We start from the raw sequence: 19,546 nt of genomic DNA on the forward strand, positions 1-19,546 counted from the left end.
TTCGTGCGGCGAACCTGCCCGGGGGCGGCGCGGTGTTCACGGTCGAGCTCCCCCTGCACCGCGACTCCGCAGCCGCCGCCGACGACGTCGCCGTGAGTGCCCGGTGAAGGGCTCGCGCGTAGGGGCGCTGCTGGCCGGGCTCACGGCCGCGCTCACCCTGGCTGCGTGCGGAGTCCCCCCGTCCGACGTCATCGAGGCCGGCGAACCGGCGAGCGGTATGTCCCCTCCCAGTCCGAAGCCCCCGGTGCCCGCCGCCATCGCCCTCTACTTCCTGCACAACGGAGAGCTGAGGCCCTATCTGCGCAACATCGGCGACCCCGGGGACTTCGCGGCCGTCGTGCGCTTTCTGTTCGCCGGACCGACCACGAGCGAGGCCACGACGGCCACCACGGAGCTGCCCCGCCTGACGGACACACTGGAGGTGGCGATCGGCGGAGACGACGCCCTCTCTGTCCACCTCCCCAAAGATGTCCCTCCCCTCAGCCACTCGGCCATGCTGCAGTTGGCGTGCACGGTGGCCCACATGGCTCCGCCGCTTGCCGGGGTACCCGCGAACGAGGATCAGGACGGCGCCTCCACGGCACCTCCCGACACCGCGCAACGCTCCCCCGCACACTCGAGCGTCCGTGTATTCGGGGACGGTTGGACGATCACACAGTCGACCGACTCGTGCCCCGACTCTCCATCCCTGACTTGACTCTGTCGGGGATCTTGATGTCGGGGTCGGCTTCCGAGGGTTCGCCAGGACTTCGACCGGGGGATCCCGTGCTGGTCCAGGAAGGTCGGGCTGTCCCGTAAATGATCTCTGAGTGGCCTCGGGCTTGGTGGGGTGCTGTACGGCCTGGTGGTCTATCCGGCGAGGGCGAGGTTGAGCAGCCGGGCGATACCGAGCATGGCGTGGTGGACGCCGTCGCCCTTGAGGCGGCAGTCGCGGAGAATCTTCCAGCTCTTCATGCGGGCGAAGGTGCGCTCAACGCGGGCGCGGACTTGCTTGTGGGACTTGTTATGAGCCTGCTTCCAGCCGGGCAGTCCTCTCTTTGAACGTCCTCGACCGTTACAGCTTCACCGCCTCCACCCCCCGCGGGTGGCACGCTGCGGCCCTTGCGCGACACGGATGCGGTCGGGCTCGACGACGAGGGCGGCGCGGAGGACTGACCGCGGCCAGGGGACGTCCTCACGTCGACTTGGGTCGCGTCGCTTTGTCGGGCGCTGCCTGGGTAGGGCAGCCTGCGGTGATTACCCGTCCGGCGGACGTGCTGGCCGCCGCATCACACGGCCGGGAGAAGATCTGATCGTGAACTCCTCGCTGGCGGAGGCTGTCTCCGTCGTTCTGCTCCTGGCGGTGCTGGCGTGCGCCGTTATCCGCCCGTTCGGCTGGCCGGAGGCGGTCGTCGCCGTCCCGGCCGCAGGCGTGGTCATCGCCACCGGAGCGATTTCGCTGGACCATGCCCGCGACGAGGCCGCGCGGCTCGGACCGGTGATCGGCTTCCTCGCCGCCGTCCTGGTCCTGGCCCAGCTGTGCGACGAGGAGGGCCTGTTTCACGCGTGCGGAGCATGGATGGCCCGTACCGCGGCAGGTCGCCCGCGCCGCCTGCTGGTCCAGGTGTTCGCAGCGGCATCAGTGATCACGGCGGTGCTCAGCCTGGACGCCACCATCGTGCTCCTCACCCCGGTGGTCTTCGCCACCGCCGCCCGGCTCGGTGCCCGGCCCAAACCGCATGTCTACGCCTGCACCCACCTGTCGAACACCGCCTCGCTGCTGCTGCCGGTCTCCAACCTCACGAACCTGCTGGCGTTCGCTGCCAGCGGACTGAGCTTCACCCGCTTCGCCGCGCTGATGGTCCTGCCCTGGCTGGCCGCCATCGGTACCGAGTACGTGGTCTTCCGCCGGTTCTTCGCCACCGACCTGGACGCCGGAGCCCAGGCCCCACCAACCGCCGAACCCCGTGAGCTGCCGGTGTTCGCCCTGGCCACCGTGGCCTGCACACTGGCCGGGTTCGTCCTGACCTCCGCGCTCGGAGTCAATCCCGCCTGGGCGGCCTTCGCCGGCGCCGTCGTACTGGCCGTGCGTGCTCTTGCGCAGCGCCGTACCAGGCCCACCGCCATCGTGCGCGCCGCTGCGGTCCCGTTCCTCGCCTTCGTTCTGGCCCTGGGCATCGTGGTCCGCGCGGTCGTCGACAACGGCCTCGCCACCGGCCTGGGCCATCTGGTCCCGGGCGGCACCGGCTTTGCGGCCCTGCTCGCTATCGCGGGGCTGGCCGCGGTGCTGGCGAACGTCATCAACAACCTGCCCGCCGTGCTGGTGCTGCTGCCGCTGACCGCATCGTCCGGGCCCGGTGCCGTCCTCGCGGTGCTGCTCGGGGTGAACATCGGACCCAACCTCACCTACGCCGGTTCCCTGGCCACCCTGCTGTGGCGGCGCATCGTGCACGAACACGACAGTAACGTCGAGCTCGGTGAGTTCACCCGGCTTGGCCTGTTCACCGTGCCTGCCGCCCTGCTGCTCGCAGTGGTGACACTGTGGGCCTCGCTCACCGTCATCGGAGGCTGATCACCGTGAGAGTCATTGCCTGGATCACCGAGGGCACCTGGCCCTCCAGCATCGACGCCGCCCGCAGCCACGCGCCCGAGGCCGCCGACATCGTGCTGCTGCATGTCACCGGCCCCGAAGCCCCCGGCGCCGCGCACGGCGCCTTTGCCGGGCTGCTCGGCCGTGGCCATCCCGAACGCGACCCCGGCACCGCGGTCGAGCACCTGGCCACCGCCTCCGCCGAACGACTCCTCGCCGAAGCCGCGCAGCGCCTGGGGCGCCCCTGTAAACGTGTTGAGCGCACCGGCCGCGTCGAGCAGGAGGTCGTGGCCGCCGCCGAGGGCGCCGACCTGCTCATCCTCGCCCGCGACGGCGACCGCACCCACCTCGGGCCTCGCAGTATCGGCCCCGCCAGCCGCTTCATCGTCGACCACGCCCCCTGTCCCGTCCTGCTCGTCTGGCCCGAAACCGCCCCCGGCGTCGCCACAATGCCGCCCCCGCCACCACAACCACCACACCGCCGGTAGCCGCAAGCACCGGCCCGGTTACGGGTGTCACACAGCGCACCCCGCTCACGCCCCGCACGCCGCCAGCTCGGCGGGGCGTGAGCGGGGTGCGCTGTGCGCGGCGGCAGGCCGACAGTCGCTACACGTAGCCGGGTCGGTCAGGGTGCTGGGCGCCTTGCCCGATGAGAGTGTCGAGCTGGGTGGCGAGGCGGGGATGGGCGGCGGTCAGGTAGGGACGTGTCGCGGTCAGGGGGTGGATGAGGGTGGCGGGGTCGTCGTGGGCGAGGGCCGCGTCGAGTTGGCTGAGCGGGGTGCGGGCGGCGGCGGGGAGGTCGGTGAGGGCGGTGATCTGTCCGGCGATGCGACGCAGATTGGCGGCGTTGTGGCGCGCCCAGGTGGCGATGGTGCGGTCGGCGGCGCGACGCTCGCGGGTGGCCTGGACGCGCTGTTCTCCGGTGGTTCCGGCGGTGCCGGGGCGGTTGCGCAGGAAGCGGCGTTCGGCGGCCTGGCGGCTGGCTACGCCGAGGGGGTGTGCGAGGTCGGCCCAGCTGGCGCCCGCGTGGCGGGCGGTTTCGATCAGGCCGGTTTCCCACCCGGCGAGCTGCTCGCGCACCTGTCGCAGCAACAGGAGGGAGGCCAGGGCCTGCTCCGGGCCGACGCTCCCGCTGGCGGGGGCGCCGGGGGCCTCTTGCTGCGCGGTGCGCAGGGCGTGGTTGATGGTTTCCAGGGCTGCTGCGGCGGCGAGAAACGAAGCCGGGCTCTGGGCGTCGGCGCTGGAAGAGGCCGGCTGGCCGGCTGCTGCCATGGGCACCCCTTTCCGGGCTGTCATCGTTTCGACGACACCATATTTGTCATCCATTGGATGACATGTTACAACGGTTTCAATGAAGCGCATTGGCAGGTACTGCCCGAACCTTCTGGAGGTGTTTCGCGATGTTGATGCGCACCGACCCGTTCCGCGAACTCGACCGTCTCGCCCAGCAGCTGACCAGCTCCGGCACCTGGTCGCGGCCGTCCGCGATGGCGATGGATGCCTACCGCGAGGGTGACGAGTACGTGGTGGCCTTCGACCTTCCCGGCGTCAGCGCGGAGGCGATCGACATCGACGTTGAACGGAACATGCTGACCGTCAGGGCCGAGCGTCGGCCCGTGGCGAAGGCCGACGACGTGCAGATGGAACTGTCGGAGCGGCCGCTGGGCGTCTTCTCCCGCCAGATCGTGCTGGCGGACACGCTGGACACCGAGCGCATCAAGGCCGACTACGACGCCGGGGTGCTGACCCTGCGCATCCCGATCGCCGAGCGCGCCAAGCCCCGCAAGATCGCCATCGGCGGGGAATCCTCCCACAAGGAGATCTCCGGCTGAGCCCGGCGACCGGGGCCGAACAGCGGCGGAGGACGGGCGCCTGATCCCCCTCACCCCGTCCTCCGCACCACCGGACCAAGAAGGGTGGCGGTCGACGTGACCTTGCGATGGGAAGCGTTCCTCGAGCATGTGGAGGAACGCGGCGAGTACGGGAGCCGACACGAAGCAGAACGCGCGGCCCGCGTGGTGCTCGCCCTGCTGGGCGCACACCTGCTCGGCGAGGTGCGTGCCCAGCTGGCGGCGCGCCTGCCCGAAGACTTCGCCCTGATCCTGCTCAACCCGCTGCAGAGCGCCGAACCCCTGTCACCCGAACGGTTCCTGCGGGCGACGGCGGCCTGGATCGACGGGGCCACCGAACAGACCGCGGCCTGGGACGTCAGCGCCGTCCTCAGCACGGTCGCCGACGCTGCCGGCGACGACCTGCTCAAGCAGATCCTGCTCCAGCTCCCCGCAGGCTACGACCTCCTCTTCGGCCGCCCCCAGCCCACCTGACCACCCCCACACCTGGTGCCCCGGCCCGCCGGGCACCCGCACCACGACCTCGACGACGAGAAAGGCGACTACCGCAGAGTGTTCAAGCACAGAGGGGGCGCTCAACCCTAGCCGCGTGATGCGGGCAGCACGCAGTGCCCGCCGGCCCTGGGCCGGTGGGCACTGCGTGGGGAGTGCTGGGAGCGGGACCGGTCAGTGACCGGCCACCGTCCCGGACAGTTCGTTGGTGCCCTTCGGCAGTGTCACGGACGTCAGCTTCTCACCCGAGTCCAGGTCGAAGGAGTGCAGTTGACGCTTGCCCGGTTCGGAGACGTACGCCGTGTGGTCGCGGACGAACAGGGTGGGCCTGGGCTGCTGCCAGTCCAGGGGCTCCGTCCAGTCGCCGACCGCTTCGATCTCCTTCTCCACCTTTCCGGTCTCCGGGTCGATGACGTGGAGGACACCGTTGGTGCCGAGCACGAGGGCCTCGCCGTGCGGGCCACGGGCGAGCGAGCGGAAGGAGTAGCTGGTGCCGAGGTCGACCAGCTTCATCTTCGCCGTGCGGGTGTCGATCAGCGATATGCGGGTGGGTCGTTCCAGTTCGGCCTCGGGGTCGGTCTTGTAGTCACCCAGGAGGATCGGGGAGGCGTCGCTGCCGGCCTGGTTGCCGGTGCGGGCGTAGTCGTCGGGGGCGTCGACCTTGGTGAACTTGCCGTCCTTGTAGAGCAGGACGCCGTCCTCACAACCGAGACCGACCACCTCGCCCTCGACGGCGGCCTCGCCGTGGACACCCGGGCAGTTCTCGGCGCGTGCGATCTCCTTGTTGTTCTTGTCCAGGACGAGCGCGCCGGTGCGCTTCTCCTCGGTGCCCAGGGTGCTGACGAGCTCGCTGTCGGCCAGTTCGATGGCGACGCCGTGGTGGGGCTCGACGGAGGTGTAGGTCCGGCCATCCGGCTGCTTCCCGCCGGCCAGGTCCGCGGGATCGAAGACGTTCACCTCGCCCGTGCCGTCGGTGAACAGGACCGTCTTGCCGCCGTGCCGCACGACGTGACCGGGCTTCGCACCCTTGAACTCGGCGTCCGTGAAGGTCTGCCGGGACGCGTCGAACACGCGGAAGCCGCTGTCCGTGGAGATGATGACGTGGTCCTCGTCGCCCGCCGGGTTGACCCGGTTGAAGCCGGGCAGCTCGATCGTCTTCGCCAGCTTCAGGGTCTCGCCGTCGAGGACGTACAGTCCCCCGTCGTAGGAGGCGACCAGCGGGTTCTTGACCGCGGCGGCCCCGCTGCTCTTCGTCTGCTTCTTCGGCTCGGCGTCGGACGAGGCGTCGTCGCTGCCGCCGCAGGCGGTCAGCGCCATGGACACCGTCAGGGCGAGGGCCGTGCCCGTGAGCATTCTGGCGCGTGTCGACCTGTTCATCGTGTGTATGTCCTCTCCGGCCCTGAGGGCACGGGTTGTGTGGTGGAGCGGCCGGCGATCTGTGTGCCGACCCTCGGGGGAAGCTGGTCAGTCACCGGCGGGTCGGTCACCGGTAAGGCCCTCGGCCATGGCCGAGGTGTTGGCGCGCATCATTTCCAGGTAGGTGCCGGCGCCTTTGCCCTTCTCGGTCAGCGACTCGGAGTGCAGCGAGACGACGTCCACGTCACCGCCCATCTCCTGGCGCAGGACCTCGGCGAGCCGGGTGGGCTGGGAGGAGTCGGCGAAGACGGTGCGCACCTTGGCTTTTTCCATGGCCTGGGTGAGGGAGCGCAGGTCGGACGAGCTGGGTGAGGCGAGTGTCGTGCCGCTGGGGATGACCGCGCCGATCACGCGGAAGCCGAAGCGGTCGGCCAGGTAGCCGAAGACGTGGTGGTTGGTCACCAGGGCGCGGCGGTCCTCGGGGATGGCCGCGAAGGACTTCTCCATCCAGGTGGTGAGGTCGGCGAGTTGTCCGTCGTAGCGTTCGGCGTTGTCCCGGACCGCTTGCTCGTTCACGCCGTCGACGTGTTCCACGACTTGGTCGGTGATCAGGCCGGCTGCCTTGCGCACGCGGTCGGGGTCGGTCCAGAAGTGCGGGTCCGACTCGTCGGCCTCGTCGTCGGGACCGCCCTCCTCGCCCGCGTGGAAGGTGAGGGGATGGGCCGCCTCGCCGGCCGCGAAGGTGGCCACACCCGATGCGCGGGCTGCCTCCACGTGCCGCAGTACGTTCTCCTCCAGGCCCAGGCCGTTGTAGACGACCAGGTCCGCGTTCTCCAGTTCGGCGGCCTGTACGGCCGACAGGCCGAAGGAATGCGGGTCGGCATTGGGCTTCATCAGGACGCTGACGTCCGCCTCGTCCCCGACGATCTCCCGGGTGATGTCACCGAGGATGTTGGTCGTCACCACGACCCGGGGCCGCTCATCGCCGCCGCTCGCGCATCCGGTCGCGGTACCGGCGACAACGAAGAAGGTGACCAGGGTGAGCAGCAGGGCGCGCAGCCGCGCTACCCGCACACGCGCGCTCATCGGCCCGTCTCCACCATCAGGGACGGCCGGACGTCCAGGTCGAAGGTGCGGGCGACACGGAGGTCGTCGTTGTAGTCGATCTCGTACACGCGCTTGCCCGCGGGATCGTTGAGGTAGGCCCGGCTCCGGTCGACCTCGATCACCGGTGCCGAGGCTTCGCCGGTGGCGGCCTTGGGGACGTCCTTCAGCAGACGTCCGGTGACCGTGGCCTCCTTGCCGGTGGATATGTCGTAGCCGTGCAGGGCTCCGTCGGTCTCCAGGACCATCAGCGGCGAGCCCTCACCCGCGGTGTTGGCGGCGACCACGGGGCCGGTCTCCACCCGCGTCCAGGCCCCCTCAGTGACGTCCAGGACCCAGACGGCGTTTTCGCCGGCGGGCGCCGTGAGCGTGCTGCTGCCCGGACGGTGCCGGAACTCCGCGGCCCGCTTCGTCTTCGGCACGTCCTCGCCGTACGGGATCTTCTCGGCGGTGAAGGAGCCGTCGTCCTCGCGGACGAGCAGGGCGCCGTCGGCGCAGCCGAGGACGGCCCCCCGCCGGGTGACCGCGTCACCCTTCGGGTCCTGGCACTCGGGCTCCGGAGTGGCGACGTGCTTGCCGGACCGGTCGAGCACGACGACCTTCGCGGGAGCGTCACCGTCGCGCGTGAGGGTGATCAGGTGTTCCGCGTACGGCACGACGGGCCCGGCGTAGGTGCCCGGCAGCTGGTCCGGGGTACCGATGGCACCCTTCTCCAGATCGGCACGGGGGTAGACGCCCGCCTTCCCGTCCGCTGCCGTGACGACGGTAACGCCCGCGTCGCTGCGGATGCTCGTGCCGGTGCCGCCCGGGAGTTCGCCTGCCTCCTGGATCTTCGCGCGGTAGTAGTGCACATGGTCTCCGTGGTCGACCATCCACGCGCCGCTGTCGAGGACATGGGTACCGTCCGCGCCGTGGAAGTAGCCGAAACGGGCGTCCGTGGTGAGTTCGGTGACACCGGCTCTGCGCGCGGTGTCGTGCGTCTTGCCGGTGATCAGGTCCAGCACTCGGGTGTCCCCGGTGCCGGGGTCACCGAGAAGGAGCCGGGACTGCTGCTCAGCGGCCTCGGTGGCACCCTCGACGTAGCCGTGGGGGGTGGCGGAGGAAGAAGAAGGACTCTCGGGGCTGGACTCGGCGTCCTCCTGGCCCGCGCAACCCGCGGACAGAAGGGCCACGGACAGGAGTGCCGACACCAGAGGTGTGACGTTTCTTCGGACGCACAAGGAGATCGCCTCAGGTTTCGTTCGGTCGGGTCGTGGGGGCGTTCGCGGTGAACGTGGCGGCACGGGCGGGAAGACCGGCGCGGCGTGCACGACGTCGGTGCTGGAGGCCGGACGCCAGGTGGGACAGGAAGAAGAGGCTGGCCGCTAGGGCCGAGACGGTCGCGCCGGCCGCGGTGCTCAGATGCCAGGAGAGCAGCAGACCGCCGAAGGTGGCGGCCCCGCCGAGGGCCGCGGCAAGGACCATGACACCGCGCACACTTCGCGCCCAGGGCAGGGCCGCCGCCGGCGGGGCGATGAGCAGACCGAGGACGAGCAGCGTGCCCACGATGTGGAACGAGGCCACGATGGCCAGGGCCAGCAGACCGAGCAGCACGGCGTGCGCAAGACGGGGACGCAGGCCGAGCGTCTTGGCCTTGCGGTCGTCGAACGCAAGCACCAGGAAGGCCCGGTGACCGAGCACCGAGACGACCAGCGCCAGCAGCAGCGCCACCCCGAGCAGGAACAGGTCGCTCTCGCGAACCGCGAGGACGTCACCGAAGAGGAACCCGGTGAGGTCCACGGCGAACGACTGCGAGCGCGACACGATGATGACGCCGAGGGACAGCATGCCGACGAACAGCAGGCCGATACCGGTGTCCTGGGACAGTCTCGGAGTGCGACCGAGGGCGTGGACACCGGCCGTCATCACGGCCGCGCTCACCACCGCCCCCACCAGCAGGTTGCCCCCGAGCAGTGCAGCGACCGCGATGCCCGGCAGAAGTCCGTGGGACATGGCGTCGCCGAGGAAGGCCATTCCCCTCAGCACCACCCACGTCCCCGCGAGGGCGCATATCGCCGACACCAGGATCCCGGCCCACAGGGCTCGCTGCACAAAGGCCACCTCGAAAGGGGCCGTCAACCACTCCATACGAGAACACTACAATGACAATCATGTTCAAAAAACACCCACCAGTGCTGCCCGGCGACGAGCCAAGGAACGAACGCGTCCGGTTCAGCGACCTGGAGGCGGGCTATCCCAGCCGTCCGGTACTCCGTCAACTCACCGCGCGCATACCGGCCTTGGCCATGACGGCGCTCGTCGGGCCGAACGGCAGCGGGAAGTCCACGCTGCTCGGCGTCCTCGCCGGCATGATCGATGCCACAGCCGGGCAGCTGCGATACGCGGAAGGCCGCCCGCCGGCCTTCGTCCCGCAGCGCGGCGCCGTCGGCGACGCACTCCCCCTCACGGCCCGGCAGACCGTGGAGATGGGTCGCTGGAACGAGCGGGGCCTGTGGCGACGGCTGACCCGGCAGGACCGGACCGTGGTCGACTCCGCCATGGAACGACTCGGCGTCGCCGACCTCGCCGCCCGCCAGCTCGGCGAACTGTCCGGTGGGCAACGCCAACGCGTCCTGATCGCCCAGGGCCTCGCCCAGCAGTCCGACCTGCTGCTCCTGGACGAACCGACCACCGGGCTCGACCCCGAAGCCCGGGAAGGGATCACGGCGCTGCTGACGGACCTGGTCGCCGACGGCACGACCGTCGTCCAGGCCACGCACGACCTGGAGGCCGCCCGCTCGGCCGACGCCTGCCTGCTCCTCAGCGATGGCCGACTGGTGGGGCAGGGCCCACCCGAGCAGGTACTCACCCCGACAGCCCTGTCCCATATCTGGCAGCCCGCGTGAAGCGGCCGGACCGGGCCGGTGGCGCCCGGCGGGCTGGCGTCACCACCGTGTGTGCCGCGGGGCGTCGGCGGAATTCACAGGAACTCGCCGGCTCCACCCGCGGTCGGCACAAGCTGCCTCACTAAGCTGGGCAGGCCCGGCACCGCGCGATCACCGCGCCGACGGCCACCGGCGAACCCGGGCACAGTGGATGCCGAGCGGCGAAGCGAGTGACGTGAGCGATCAGAAGTACGCCGGGATGCAACCGTGGACCCGTCGGCACCGGCCCTGTCACGCTCGTCCGCGACGTCGACCCGGCCGCCCTGTCGGCCCTCCGGGGAAGGAAGGTCCACGTCAGCCTGGATGTCGACGTGTTCGATCCGGTGTACGTACCGAACACCGGGAGCCGGGAGCCGTTCGGAGCGCTACGGCGAGCGGTTACTGGAGGCCGGCGCGACCGCGTCCGTCGGCTCCGTCGCGGACAGCTATGACAATGCCATGGCCGAGGCCCTCAACGGCTCGTTCAAGGCTGAACTGATCGAGCACCAAGGGCCCTGGCGGGACGCTGAACAAGTAGAACGTGCCGTCGTCCAGTGGGTCGGCTGGTACAACACCGAGCGCCTGCACTCAGCACTCGACTATCTCCCGCCCGAGGAATTCGAGGCCCAGCACTACCGATCTCAGGCGACCACGAACGGCGCACCCTGGCACGGCAGTCGCAGCAGCACACGGGTGCCTCCCCGGGGGCTGGTGTGGATGGCTAGGGTCCCGCCATGAGCGTGGGCGATGTCCTTGGCGATCGCGAGGCCGAGGCCGGTGCCGCCGTCCTGCCGGGATCGGGCGTCGTCCAGCCGGATGAAGCGTTCGAAGACGCGCTCGCGGTCGGGTTCCGGGATGCCGGGACCGTCGTCGTCCACGGACAGTTCGACCATGCCGTCGCTCACCCCGACGCTGATCGAGACGGTTGTGCGCGCGTGTCTGCGGGCGTTGTCCGCGAGGTTGGTGAGCAGCCGGGAGAGTTGCACCCGGCTGCCGTGGACGGTGGCGGGTGGGCTGTCCCCATCCGATTCCGCGCAGCCGTCCGACACCACCACCATGCAGGGGTGGCGCCGTACCTCCTCGGCCGTCAGCGCCGCGAGGTCCACGGGAGACCGGGGAGGCGCCTCCTGCGCGTCGAGCCTGGCGAGCAGCAGCAGGTCGGAGGCGACGGTCTGGAGGCGTTCGGTGTCCCGGAGGGCCTTGTGCGCGGCGGTCGGCCAGTCCGTCCGTGAAGGGCGGGCCAGGGCGAGTTCGAGCTGGGCACGTACGGCCGCGATGGGGCTGCGCAGCTCATGGGAGGCGTCCGCGACGAACTGGCGCTGCCGGGTCATGGCGAGGTGCAGCCGGTCCAGCGTGGCGTTCATTGTCCGCGCCAGCTCGGAGATCTCGTCGCGCGCCTTGGGGACCGGTACGCGGCGGTGCAGATCGCGGGCGGTGATCTCGGTGAACTCCTCCCGCATGGCGGCCACCGGGCGCAGGGCGCGGCCGACCAGCAGCCACGTAAGAGCGGCCACGAGCAGCACGAGTCCGGCTGCCGCAGGAACTACTTGGCGCAGCAGGAGCCGGGTGACGTTGTCGAGAGCGGTGGTCGACGGGGTGACCTCCACGCTGTACGGCGGGTCGCTCTCTGCAGGAATGATGGTGGGGGTGCTGCCGATTGACTCGCCGTTCGGCGTAGCTTTCGGTTCCGCCGGACGCGCGGGGGTGATCACGCGTCCCTCCGCGTCCTTGATGGTCACCGATTGGGGCGCGATGACCACCGCAGCGCCAGAATCCTCGGGCGTCGCCAGTTGGCTCTCGATGGTGAGGGCGGCCAGCTCGGCGTCTGCCTTCGCGCTGTCGCGCAGGTTCTGCTGCAGGACCAGTACCAGGGCCAGCATGCACAGGGCGATCGCGAGGGCGACGGTTCCGGTGGCGGCCGCCGTGGCCTTGGCGCGGACGCTCAGCAAACGCATGCCGCGGTCACCCCCCGTCGCGGGCGAGCAGATAGCCCGCGCCCCGTATCGTTCGGATCGCCCGCCGGCCGTACGGCACGTCGATCTTCCGGCGCAGGGTTCTGATGTAGACCTCGACGAGATTGGCTCCGCCCTCGTAGGCGGTATCCCACACCGTGTGCAAGATCTCGGTCTTGGAGAGCACCTGCCCGGCGCGGCGGGCCAGGCACTCCAGTACGGCGAATTCCCTGGCCGTCAGCGTGATGATCTCGTTCCCCCGGCTGCAGGCCAAGGCCGCCGGCTCCAGCCGCAGGTCACCCAGGTTGAACACCTGAGGTCGGTCCAGGCCACCGCGCCGCACCAGTGCCCGCACCCGCGAGACCAGTACGAGGTAGGAGAACGGTTTGGTCAGATAGTCGTCCGCGCCGATGTCGAGACCGTCGGCCTCGTCGTATTCGCCGTCCTTGGCGGTCAGCATCAGGATCGGCGTCCAGATGCCGGCCTCCCGCAGCCGGGAGCAGACCTGATAGCCGGACAGTCCGGGCAGCATCACGTCCAGCACGATCGCCGCATACTCGCTGCTCCGGGCCAGCGCCAGGCCACTTGTCCCGTCGCCCGCCGTCTCGATGGTGAAACCCTCCTGTTCCAGGCCCTCCTTGAGGAGTTCGCGGAGCCGGACATCATCTTCCACCACCAAGATCCGCACGAAAGAAGCATGGCACACCCAAGCTGAGTCTCTGCTGAAGAGCGCAGGCGGTGGGCCTGACGCCCCGTGGCCGACGAGTGGCTTTCCGGCTTCCTTCCTGCGGCCTTCAGCGGGCGTTCAGCCGCTTCAGCGAGGACTCAGTATCGGTACGCCACAGTGGGCGTGCCGACGGATCAGTCCGCCGGGTTCAACTCACTTGGCATAAGGAGACACTTGTGACTCGTTCCAATTTCACCGCCGTCAAGCGCCGGAGCATTGCCCTCGCTTTGGCGGTCGGCGCTCTGACGCTGGGTACCGGGGCGGCCGCCTCGGCTGCCGGCCCGCACACCACCTCGATGGCGAGCGTGGTCTCCAAGCCCACCACTCCGGCGCAGGACGCCGAGCCCGGCATCCCGGCCCAGCCCACCACTCCGGCGCAGGACGCCGAGCCCGGCATCCCGGCCCAGCCCACCACTCCGGCGCAGGACGCCGAGCCGGCTACACCGACTGCGCCTGCTACGCCGAACAAGGCGGGCAATTAGCCTGCGGGGGAAGCTGCCGCAACCACCGACGGCCGGAGCCCCCGCACGTGGGTCCCTCACAGCAGCCTGACCTGACCTGCGGTTCCTCTCCGACCTGCACTGATGCCCACGGCTTCGGCCCGTACTGACCCACTCCGGCCCGCTTCAAGCCGTTTGCGCCCGTCTTCATGTTCCCGCGGGAACATGAAGACGGGAACCGCGGGTTGCCCACTCGGCCCGTTCCCGTGCGCCCGGAGGCGTATCACCTGGGCGCAGGCACCGTAGGGCCGGGTAGCCGCGACTACGGCTTGCATCCGCCGCCGGGCACCACAGAGGCCCCGGCCATCCGCTGCGAAGCGGACGGCCGGGGACCTTTGGCTTGTCGACACCGTCCGCCACAGGGCAACGGAGGTACCGTCAAGGAGGAAGATGCCGCTCCGAAGCCGTGATCCACCCCCTCGCCATGACCAGCCTCATGACCCGTCGCCCCACCGGCGAAAACACCATCTCCTTGCGCGACCCGACACCACACACCAAACAGCTGATCCCGGGATAAAACACCGGGAGAAAACGGCTTCTTATGCCGGTGTGCCGTATAGAACCACCTCGGCGATGCCGGCGATGGTTTGGGCGCCCCCGCCGCTGACCTGGGTGATGACGATACGGATCTGGCTCACGTTCGTTGCGGTGAAGACTTCGGGAAGGGTGTACTGGCCGCTTCGGGTCAAACCGGAGAACACCGTGTTCCACGTGGCTCCGTCAGTGGAGGTCTGCAGGTCGAAGGTGTACCAGCTGCTGTCCTTGCCCCAGTGGATGCGCACACCGTTGAGGTTGTGGGCTGCGGTCAGCTCCGCGGTCAGTGTCTAGGGAACTGCTGAGGAGGAGGCGCTCCACCCGGTGCCGAAGGTGATGTCCCCGTCAAAGGCTTTGGCGGGTTCGAAGCCGGCGGCGTTACTGGACGCGGTGACCGTCTTGATCCGGTCGCGGGCGATCTTCGGGCCGGGATCGGCCGGGGGGACGCCGCCGCTGCCGCCTGGCGGTACCGCGCGGAACTCACGGATGGACGGCCACCAGTCGCCGGCGGAGAGGAGGCTGACGCGTACGTAACGCGCCGTGGTCTTCACCTGGTGGCTGGCGGTGGCGACCTTGGCGGTGTTGTCCTCCGCGTTGACGGCCGTGGTCCACGTGCTGGCGTCGTCGGAGGTCAGGATCTGGTACTTGTAGCTGGTCTGGTCGGTCTCCCAGACGATCTGGAACTGCTCGATGTCGGCCGACGTGCCGAGATCGACCTGCCACCAGGCCGGGTCGGGGCCGTCCCCGACCCATTTGGTCTCCCCCGCGTTGTCCACCGCGTTGGCCGGCCCGTTGCCGGACTGTGAGGTGGAGGCGGTCGCCGGCTTGAACATGGCCAGGTTCTGGGCGCCCTGGTTCTCCAGCGTGGAGATGTTCTTCCACTCGGGGTGAGTGCCGTCGGTGACGTGATGACCGGTGTAGGGCACGGTCTGCACGGTGTACTTGCCGCTCTGCAGTCCGGTCGCGGTCGCGGTGAGGGTGACGGGGCCGCTGGAGGTTTTGGTGGCGATCAAGGCGTAGCCGATGCCGGCCTGGGCCTTCTGGGTCTGCACCGCGATCCGCGGGATGTTGTCGCCCACCGATTCCCGCGAAGGCGTCGTACACCGAGGGCCGTTTGCGCTCCAGTCGCATTGTGTGCGGCACCGATACCGCGGCCCACGCCGAGTCGTTGAATCCGGGCTGGTGAGCATCTGGGACATCTTCACGCCAGAATGCCCAATGGGTGTTGAAGTTCAGCACTCGGCGCCCGCCATCGGCGGAATTGTCGAGGGCTGGCGCCGAGGCACCGGCCGGCTCGGCGCCGGCCCGTCCGGCAGGCACCAACGCGGCGCCCACACCGGCAGGCACTGTACGCGTCCAAGATCGTCTCGTACACGCAGGGGTTCCATCAGATCCGAGCGGGCAGCGAAGCGTACGACTGGAACATCGATCTCGGCGCGGTGGCGGCGATCTGGCGGGCGGGTGCATCATCCGGGCGGCGTTCCTGGACCGGATCCGCGCGGCCTACGACGGCCGCCCCGACCTGCTCAGCCTGCTCTCCGACGAGCAGTTCGCGGCGGAGATCGGTGCGGCACAGGACGACTGGCGGACAGTCGTCGCCGAGGCCGTGCGGCAGGGGGTGCCGACACCTGGTTTCGCGGCCGCGCTCTCGTACTACGACGGACTGCGCGCGGACCGGCTGCCCGCGGCGCTCACCCAGGGACAGCGCGACTTCTTCGGCGCGCACACGTATCGGCGCACCGACCGCGAGGGCTCCTTCCACACGCTCTGGGGCGGCGACCGCTCCGAGGTCGGGGCGGGCTGAGGCACGGGGCGCGCCCGCCCGGGTCCGGTCCGGTGCGCGACGGCCCTCCGGGTCCCTCCCCGTCCACAGGCCGGGGCATGAGCTGTCCCAGCGACGGGAGAGGGCGCGCGGCGTCACGCCCGCGCCCTTCGCGGGCGCCGGAATCGCCGGTCGTCGTGCTTCTCGGTGTCCGGGCCTGGGACTCGGGACTTGGAAGACCCGACCGGGAGGTCGCCCGGTCGGGTCTCCCGGGGTGCGGCGTTGCCGTACGTGTGCGTAAGTGGCATCGGGGCCTGTTGTCGCCCCCCGCCCCGCTCGCCGTCGTCGTTCCGTACCGCAGACGCCCCATGGAGCCCCCGTATGCCCGACGCCACGCCGGAGCCGGTCACGGCGCAGCCCGTCGTCACGCCGCTGACCAGTGCGGCCCTGATCCTGGTCGCCACGATCGAACCCGGTGGCGAGGCCGTCGTGCGCGAGGTGCTGCCGGATCTTCCGGCGATCGCCCGCTCCATCGGATTCCGGTTCCCGGGCACCGAGCTGGCTTCCGTGACCGGTTTCGGTTCCCACGCCTGGGACCGGCTGTTCGCGGGCCCCCGGCCCGCGGGGCTCCACCCGTTCCAGGAACTGCACGGTGCCCGCCACCATGCTCCGGCGACCCCGGGGGACCTGCTGTTCCACATCCGGGCCGAGCGGATGGACGTGTGCTACGAGTGGGCGTCCCAGCTGCTCGACCGGCTCGGCGGGTCGGTGAAGGTCGTCGACGAGACGCAGGGTTTCCGCTACTTCGACCACCGGGATCTGCTCGGCTTCGTGGACGGCACCGAGAACCCTGTCGGGGCTGACGCGCGGTCGGCGGCCCTGATCGGCCCGGAGGATCCGCAGTTCACGGGCGGCAGTTACGTCATCGTGCAGAAGTATCTGCACGATCTCGCGTCCTGGAACGCGCTGAGCACCGAGGCGCAGGAACGCGTCATCGGCCGTACGAAGTTCACCGACATCGAACTACCCGACGACGTCAAGCCCGCCGACTCGCATGTCGCCCTCAACACCATCACCGACCCCGACGGCAGGGAACGCGAGATCCTGCGGGCCAACATGCCGTTCGGCAGCTTCGAACAGGGCGAGTTCGGCACCTACTTCATCGGCTACGCCGCCGACCCGGGCGTGACCGAGCAGATGCTCCGCAACATGTTCCTCGGCAATCCGCCCGGAACGCACGACCGCATCCTCGACTTCTCGACAGCGGCCACCGGCACGCTCTTCTATGTCCCCGGCGCCGACTTCTTCGGCGCCCCGCCGCCGTCGCCCGCGGTGACCGCCACCGAGACCCTGCCGGAACCGGCGTCCGCCCCGGTGGCACGGCCTCCGGTCCCGGTCCGTTCGGACGACGGTTCGCTGCGCATCGGCAGCCTGCAAGGAAGCGCCCAGTGATGAACAACCTCCACCGCGAGCTCGCCCCTGTCACTGAAGGCGCGTGGGACCAGATCGAAGAAGAGGCCCGGCGCACCTTCAGCCGGCATCTGGCAGGCCGCCGCGTCGTCGACGTCACCGGTCCGGACGGCCCCGAGCTGGCGGCCGTCGGCGACGGTCATCTGCGGGACATCGATCCTCCCACGCCGGATGTGCTCGCCAGGGCCCGTACCTCGATCCCCGTCATCGACTGGCGGGTGCCGTTCACCGTGACCCGGTCGGCCGTGGACGACGTCGAACGCGGTTCCGACGACAGCGACTGGCAGCCCGTCAAGGACGCGGCCCGTACCTGCGCGTTCGCCGAGGACATGGCGATCATCGACGGGTACGCGTCGGCGGGCATCACCGGACTCCGGGACGGCTCCTCGCACGCACCACTGCCCTTGCCGGCCGACGCCCGCGACTACCCGGCCGCCGTCAGCCAGGCGCTGACCCGGCTGCGGCTGGCCGGTGTCGACGGGCCGTACCGGTTGCTGCTCGGTGCGGATGCCTTCACCGAGGCGACCGAGACCTCCGACCACGGGTACCCGGTGGCCACGCATCTGACCCGGCTGCTCGACGACCAGATCCTGTGGGCCCCCGCCGTCACGGGCGGTGTGCTGCTGTCCACCCGTGGCGGCGACTTCGAGCTGCGCCTGGGCCAGGACCTGTCGATCGGCTACCTGGGCCACGACGCGACCAGCATCCGGCTCTACTTGCATCAGGCGTTCACGTTCCGGATGCTGACGCCCGAGGCCGTCGTCCCGATCATCGCCTGAGGACCTGCTACCGGTGCCCGGTCGCCGCGACGCGCCAGGTGAGGGTCTCGGTGGCCAGAGCACGGACCACGGGGTCGCGGATGGCGTCGGTGCGGTCGACCGCCTCGGCGGTCACCTTGTGTCCGCGCCCGTCCGCGCGGACACCGAGCGAGGCCGGGGTGACGGAGGTACGGCCCCGGGCGACAACTCTTTCGACGCCGTCGACGTACCAGCGAAGATCGGTCCTGGCGAGTCCGGCGGCGGCGTCGGGCCGGTGCGCGTGGGGTTTGGTACCGACAGCTCCGAGGCCCGCGAGGGTCACCGTGATACCGCTGCCCCGGCCCACGGCCGCCGCTGTGTCGACGGTGCTGCTCAGCGCGTTGCCCGCGCGGTAGAACCCCGCGATCATCGCCTCACGTCCGGGCAGGTTGAACTCGGTGTTGCTCAGCTCACGCATGATCGATGAGGCGGTCGGGCGCTGGATGCCGAACGGGTAGTAGGCGCTTCCCTCGTACGTGCCGACCGTGCCGCCGGACGGGTCGCTCCGCCCCAGCCAGCGGTACCATTTGGCGCGCTTCTCGGTGAGCTGCGCCGGCGTGTACGTGGTGGAGTTGATGCCGTCCGGCTCGCCTCCGGTCCAGGTGCCGTACGCGTCGTACGTGTACTCGTCGTCGAGCAGGCCCACCGAGTGCCCGATCTCATGAGCGGCGATCAGGCTCGACGAGGCGTGGTCTGAGGAGAGTGTGGAGACCCCGTCGAAGGGGTACCCCTCGGCCTGCAGTCCGGAGTATCCCGCGCCTCCGTACTTGGTGGAGTTGGCGATCACCAGCACGAGGTCGGCCGCCGGGGCCTTCGCGGCGTACGCGGCCACCTTGTCGATGTCGGTGCAGATCAGCCGCTCGGTGTCCGCGCACCAGAAATAGCTGCCGAGTGCGGTGTCCCGGGCGGTGTCCGCTGCGGGATCGCCGCTGATACCGGATTCACGCGAGACGGCGTCGACGGTCCAGACATTGAACAGACCCTGGTAGCTCCTGTACGGCTCCAGGGCGGTGATGTCGGCCCATTTGGCGGTGGCGTCCCCGTGGAAGTCGTCCTGCTGGTCCGCCGTGTAGCCGTCCCCGATGATCACGACGTCCAGTCGGTCGTCTGTGGGGCCGGTCACGGCCTGCCGGCCCACCGTGCCGTCGACGGCGGCTCCGGCAGCGCTCAGCGGGGCGGCGGTGCCGCCGCCCCGCTGAGCGGAGGTGGTCGTGGGGACCTCCACGGTCCTGCCCGGACCGCCGAGGTCGGGGAAGTACTCGGCCTGGACGCGTCGGCCGCCGTCGCGGTCGGCGGCGGTGACCGACGCCGAGGCGGGTGCGGCGGCCACTGCCAGGAGACCGACGAGAACGAATCCCGCCACCGTTCCTGTCGCTCGGCGCGCGTGGGGGCGTATGCGCATGGACAACTCCTCCAGGTCCTGGGGCACTTCGGGCTCCCCGCCGTCACGTAACCCATAAGTTAAGTCGATTTAAATCGATGCTTAACATAGAAGCGTGCGGCCTTCCCAACAAGACCGGGGAGCCCGTC

Annotated in this window: 21 protein-coding genes and 3 pseudogenes; 13 read left to right on the forward strand and 11 right to left on the reverse strand. The window is 70.0% G+C overall.

Translation table 11 applies throughout. The features are described from left to right. Nucleotides 1-103 precede the first annotated feature (103 nt). A complete protein-coding gene (locus ACF1B9_RS28855) occupies nt 104-697 on the forward strand; it encodes a hypothetical protein (RefSeq protein WP_391745550.1) in 594 nt (197 codons plus the stop codon). Between the two features lie 152 nt (nt 698-849). Here ACF1B9_RS28855 and ACF1B9_RS28860 read toward each other — a convergent pair. After that, nucleotides 850-1,029, reverse strand: a pseudogene (locus ACF1B9_RS28860) (transposase); the annotation flags it as partial. Nucleotides 1,030-1,294: 265 nt separating this feature from the next. On the opposite strand from ACF1B9_RS28860, the gene ACF1B9_RS28865 reads away from it, so the two are divergent. Both ACF1B9_RS28865 and ACF1B9_RS28870 read left to right on the forward strand, forming a co-directional pair. Then, entirely contained in the window at nt 1,295-2,551 is a 1,257-nt protein-coding gene (locus tag ACF1B9_RS28865; RefSeq protein WP_391745548.1) for an SLC13 family permease, read from the forward strand. 5 nt (nt 2,552-2,556) lie between these two features. Continuing rightward, nucleotides 2,557-3,057, forward strand: a complete 501-nt coding sequence (locus ACF1B9_RS28870; RefSeq protein ID WP_391745547.1) for a universal stress protein — start codon at nt 2,557-2,559, stop codon at nt 3,055-3,057. Nucleotides 3,058-3,175: 118 nt separating this feature from the next. Here ACF1B9_RS28870 and ACF1B9_RS28875 read toward each other — a convergent pair whose 3' ends face one another. Continuing rightward, nucleotides 3,176-3,841 carry a type III effector protein gene (locus tag ACF1B9_RS28875; protein WP_391745546.1) on the reverse strand — a complete coding sequence of 222 codons (666 nt, stop codon included), beginning with the start codon at nt 3,839-3,841 and terminating at the stop codon, nt 3,176-3,178. Nucleotides 3,842-3,969: 128 nt separating this feature from the next. Here ACF1B9_RS28875 and ACF1B9_RS28880 point away from each other — a divergent pair, with 128 nt between their 5' ends. Beyond that, nucleotides 3,970-4,401, forward strand: coding sequence for an Hsp20/alpha crystallin family protein (locus ACF1B9_RS28880; protein ID WP_391745544.1), 432 nt, complete (start codon nt 3,970-3,972; stop codon nt 4,399-4,401). A gap of 96 nt (nt 4,402-4,497) precedes the next feature. After that, entirely contained in the window at nt 4,498-4,893 is a 396-nt protein-coding gene (locus tag ACF1B9_RS28885) for a DUF2267 domain-containing protein (protein ID WP_391745542.1), read from the forward strand. A 192-nt stretch (nt 4,894-5,085) separates the two neighbouring features. Here ACF1B9_RS28885 and aztD read toward each other — a convergent pair whose 3' ends face one another. From aztD to aztB, 4 genes are all read right to left on the reverse strand, one after another. Beyond that, nucleotides 5,086-6,288 carry a zinc metallochaperone AztD gene (gene aztD, locus ACF1B9_RS28890; protein ID WP_391745541.1) on the reverse strand — a complete coding sequence of 401 codons (1,203 nt, stop codon included), beginning with the start codon at nt 6,286-6,288 and terminating at the stop codon, nt 5,086-5,088. Nucleotides 6,289-6,375: 87 nt separating this feature from the next. Further along, a complete protein-coding gene (gene aztC, locus ACF1B9_RS28895) occupies nt 6,376-7,353 on the reverse strand; it encodes a zinc ABC transporter substrate-binding protein AztC (RefSeq protein WP_391745539.1) in 978 nt (325 codons plus the stop codon). Next, on the reverse strand, nt 7,350-8,591 hold the full coding sequence (locus ACF1B9_RS28900) for a hypothetical protein (RefSeq protein WP_391745538.1): 1,242 nt from the start codon (nt 8,589-8,591) through the stop codon (nt 7,350-7,352). The genes aztC and ACF1B9_RS28900 overlap by 4 nt, the downstream gene beginning before the upstream one ends. A gap of 10 nt (nt 8,592-8,601) precedes the next feature. Beyond that, nucleotides 8,602-9,498 (reverse strand): zinc ABC transporter permease AztB, encoded by an 897-nt coding sequence (aztB, locus tag ACF1B9_RS28905; protein WP_391745536.1) that lies wholly within the window; start codon nt 9,496-9,498, stop codon nt 8,602-8,604. Between the two features lie 14 nt (nt 9,499-9,512). Here aztB and aztA point away from each other — a divergent pair, with 14 nt between their 5' ends. From aztA to ACF1B9_RS28920, 3 genes are all read left to right on the forward strand, one after another. After that, entirely contained in the window at nt 9,513-10,256 is a 744-nt protein-coding gene (gene aztA / locus ACF1B9_RS28910) for a zinc ABC transporter ATP-binding protein AztA (protein WP_391745534.1), read from the forward strand. Between the two features lie 302 nt (nt 10,257-10,558). Continuing rightward, nucleotides 10,559-10,726, forward strand: a complete 168-nt coding sequence (locus ACF1B9_RS28915; RefSeq protein ID WP_391795947.1) for an arginase family protein — start codon at nt 10,559-10,561, stop codon at nt 10,724-10,726. Then, the gene (locus ACF1B9_RS28920) at nt 10,677-11,012 is read left to right on the forward strand and encodes an integrase core domain-containing protein (protein WP_391795948.1); all 336 of its coding nucleotides are present in this window, start codon (nt 10,677-10,679) and stop codon (nt 11,010-11,012) included. The genes ACF1B9_RS28915 and ACF1B9_RS28920 overlap by 50 nt, the downstream gene beginning before the upstream one ends. On the opposite strand, the gene ACF1B9_RS28925 is transcribed toward ACF1B9_RS28920, so the two are convergent. Next, nucleotides 10,916-12,229: a sensor histidine kinase gene (locus tag ACF1B9_RS28925; RefSeq protein ID WP_391745533.1), complete on the reverse strand. Its 1,314-nt coding sequence runs from the start codon at nt 12,227-12,229 to the stop codon at nt 10,916-10,918. The genes ACF1B9_RS28920 and ACF1B9_RS28925 overlap by 97 nt on opposite strands. 7 nt (nt 12,230-12,236) lie before the next feature. Continuing rightward, nucleotides 12,237-12,914, reverse strand: coding sequence for a response regulator transcription factor (locus ACF1B9_RS28930; RefSeq protein WP_391745531.1), 678 nt, complete (start codon nt 12,912-12,914; stop codon nt 12,237-12,239). Between the two features lie 215 nt (nt 12,915-13,129). On the opposite strand from ACF1B9_RS28930, the gene ACF1B9_RS28935 reads away from it, so the two are divergent. Both ACF1B9_RS28935 and ACF1B9_RS28940 read left to right on the forward strand, forming a co-directional pair. Next, on the forward strand, nt 13,130-13,435 hold the full coding sequence (locus tag ACF1B9_RS28935; RefSeq protein ID WP_391745530.1) for a hypothetical protein: 306 nt from the start codon (nt 13,130-13,132) through the stop codon (nt 13,433-13,435). 412 nt (nt 13,436-13,847) lie between these two features. Next, a pseudogene (locus ACF1B9_RS28940) lies at nt 13,848-13,970 on the forward strand (IS5/IS1182 family transposase); the annotation flags it as partial. Between the two features lie 22 nt (nt 13,971-13,992). On the opposite strand, the gene ACF1B9_RS28945 reads toward ACF1B9_RS28940, so the two are convergent. Together ACF1B9_RS28945 and ACF1B9_RS28950 are read right to left on the reverse strand one after the other, a co-directional pair. Next, on the reverse strand, nt 13,993-14,274 hold the full coding sequence (locus ACF1B9_RS28945) for a discoidin domain-containing protein (RefSeq protein WP_391795949.1): 282 nt from the start codon (nt 14,272-14,274) through the stop codon (nt 13,993-13,995). 3 nt (nt 14,275-14,277) lie between these two features. Then, on the reverse strand, nt 14,278-15,066 hold the full coding sequence (locus ACF1B9_RS28950; RefSeq protein WP_391745529.1) for a discoidin domain-containing protein: 789 nt from the start codon (nt 15,064-15,066) through the stop codon (nt 14,278-14,280). Nucleotides 15,067-15,327: 261 nt separating this feature from the next. Here ACF1B9_RS28950 and ACF1B9_RS28955 point away from each other — a divergent pair. The 3 genes and pseudogenes from ACF1B9_RS28955 to ACF1B9_RS28965 form a co-directional block, all read left to right on the forward strand. Next, nucleotides 15,328-15,791, forward strand: a pseudogene (locus ACF1B9_RS28955) (NADP-dependent phosphogluconate dehydrogenase); the annotation flags it as partial. Between the two features lie 339 nt (nt 15,792-16,130). Continuing rightward, nucleotides 16,131-17,201, forward strand: coding sequence for a Dyp-type peroxidase (locus tag ACF1B9_RS28960; protein ID WP_391745527.1), 1,071 nt, complete (start codon nt 16,131-16,133; stop codon nt 17,199-17,201). Beyond that, nucleotides 17,201-17,998 carry a family 1 encapsulin nanocompartment shell protein gene (locus ACF1B9_RS28965; protein WP_391745525.1) on the forward strand — a complete coding sequence of 266 codons (798 nt, stop codon included), beginning with the start codon at nt 17,201-17,203 and terminating at the stop codon, nt 17,996-17,998. Before ACF1B9_RS28960 ends, ACF1B9_RS28965 begins: the two co-directional genes overlap by 1 nt. Before the next feature lie 7 nt (nt 17,999-18,005). Here the strand turns inward: ACF1B9_RS28965 and ACF1B9_RS28970 are convergent, their stop codons facing one another. Continuing rightward, on the reverse strand, nt 18,006-19,418 hold the full coding sequence (locus tag ACF1B9_RS28970; protein WP_391745524.1) for a M64 family metallopeptidase: 1,413 nt from the start codon (nt 19,416-19,418) through the stop codon (nt 18,006-18,008). Nucleotides 19,419-19,546: the final 128 nt, after the last annotated feature.

The organism is Streptomyces sp. NPDC014727, assembly GCF_043083485.1.
Taxonomy (GTDB): Bacteria; Actinomycetota; Actinomycetes; order Streptomycetales; family Streptomycetaceae; genus Streptomyces.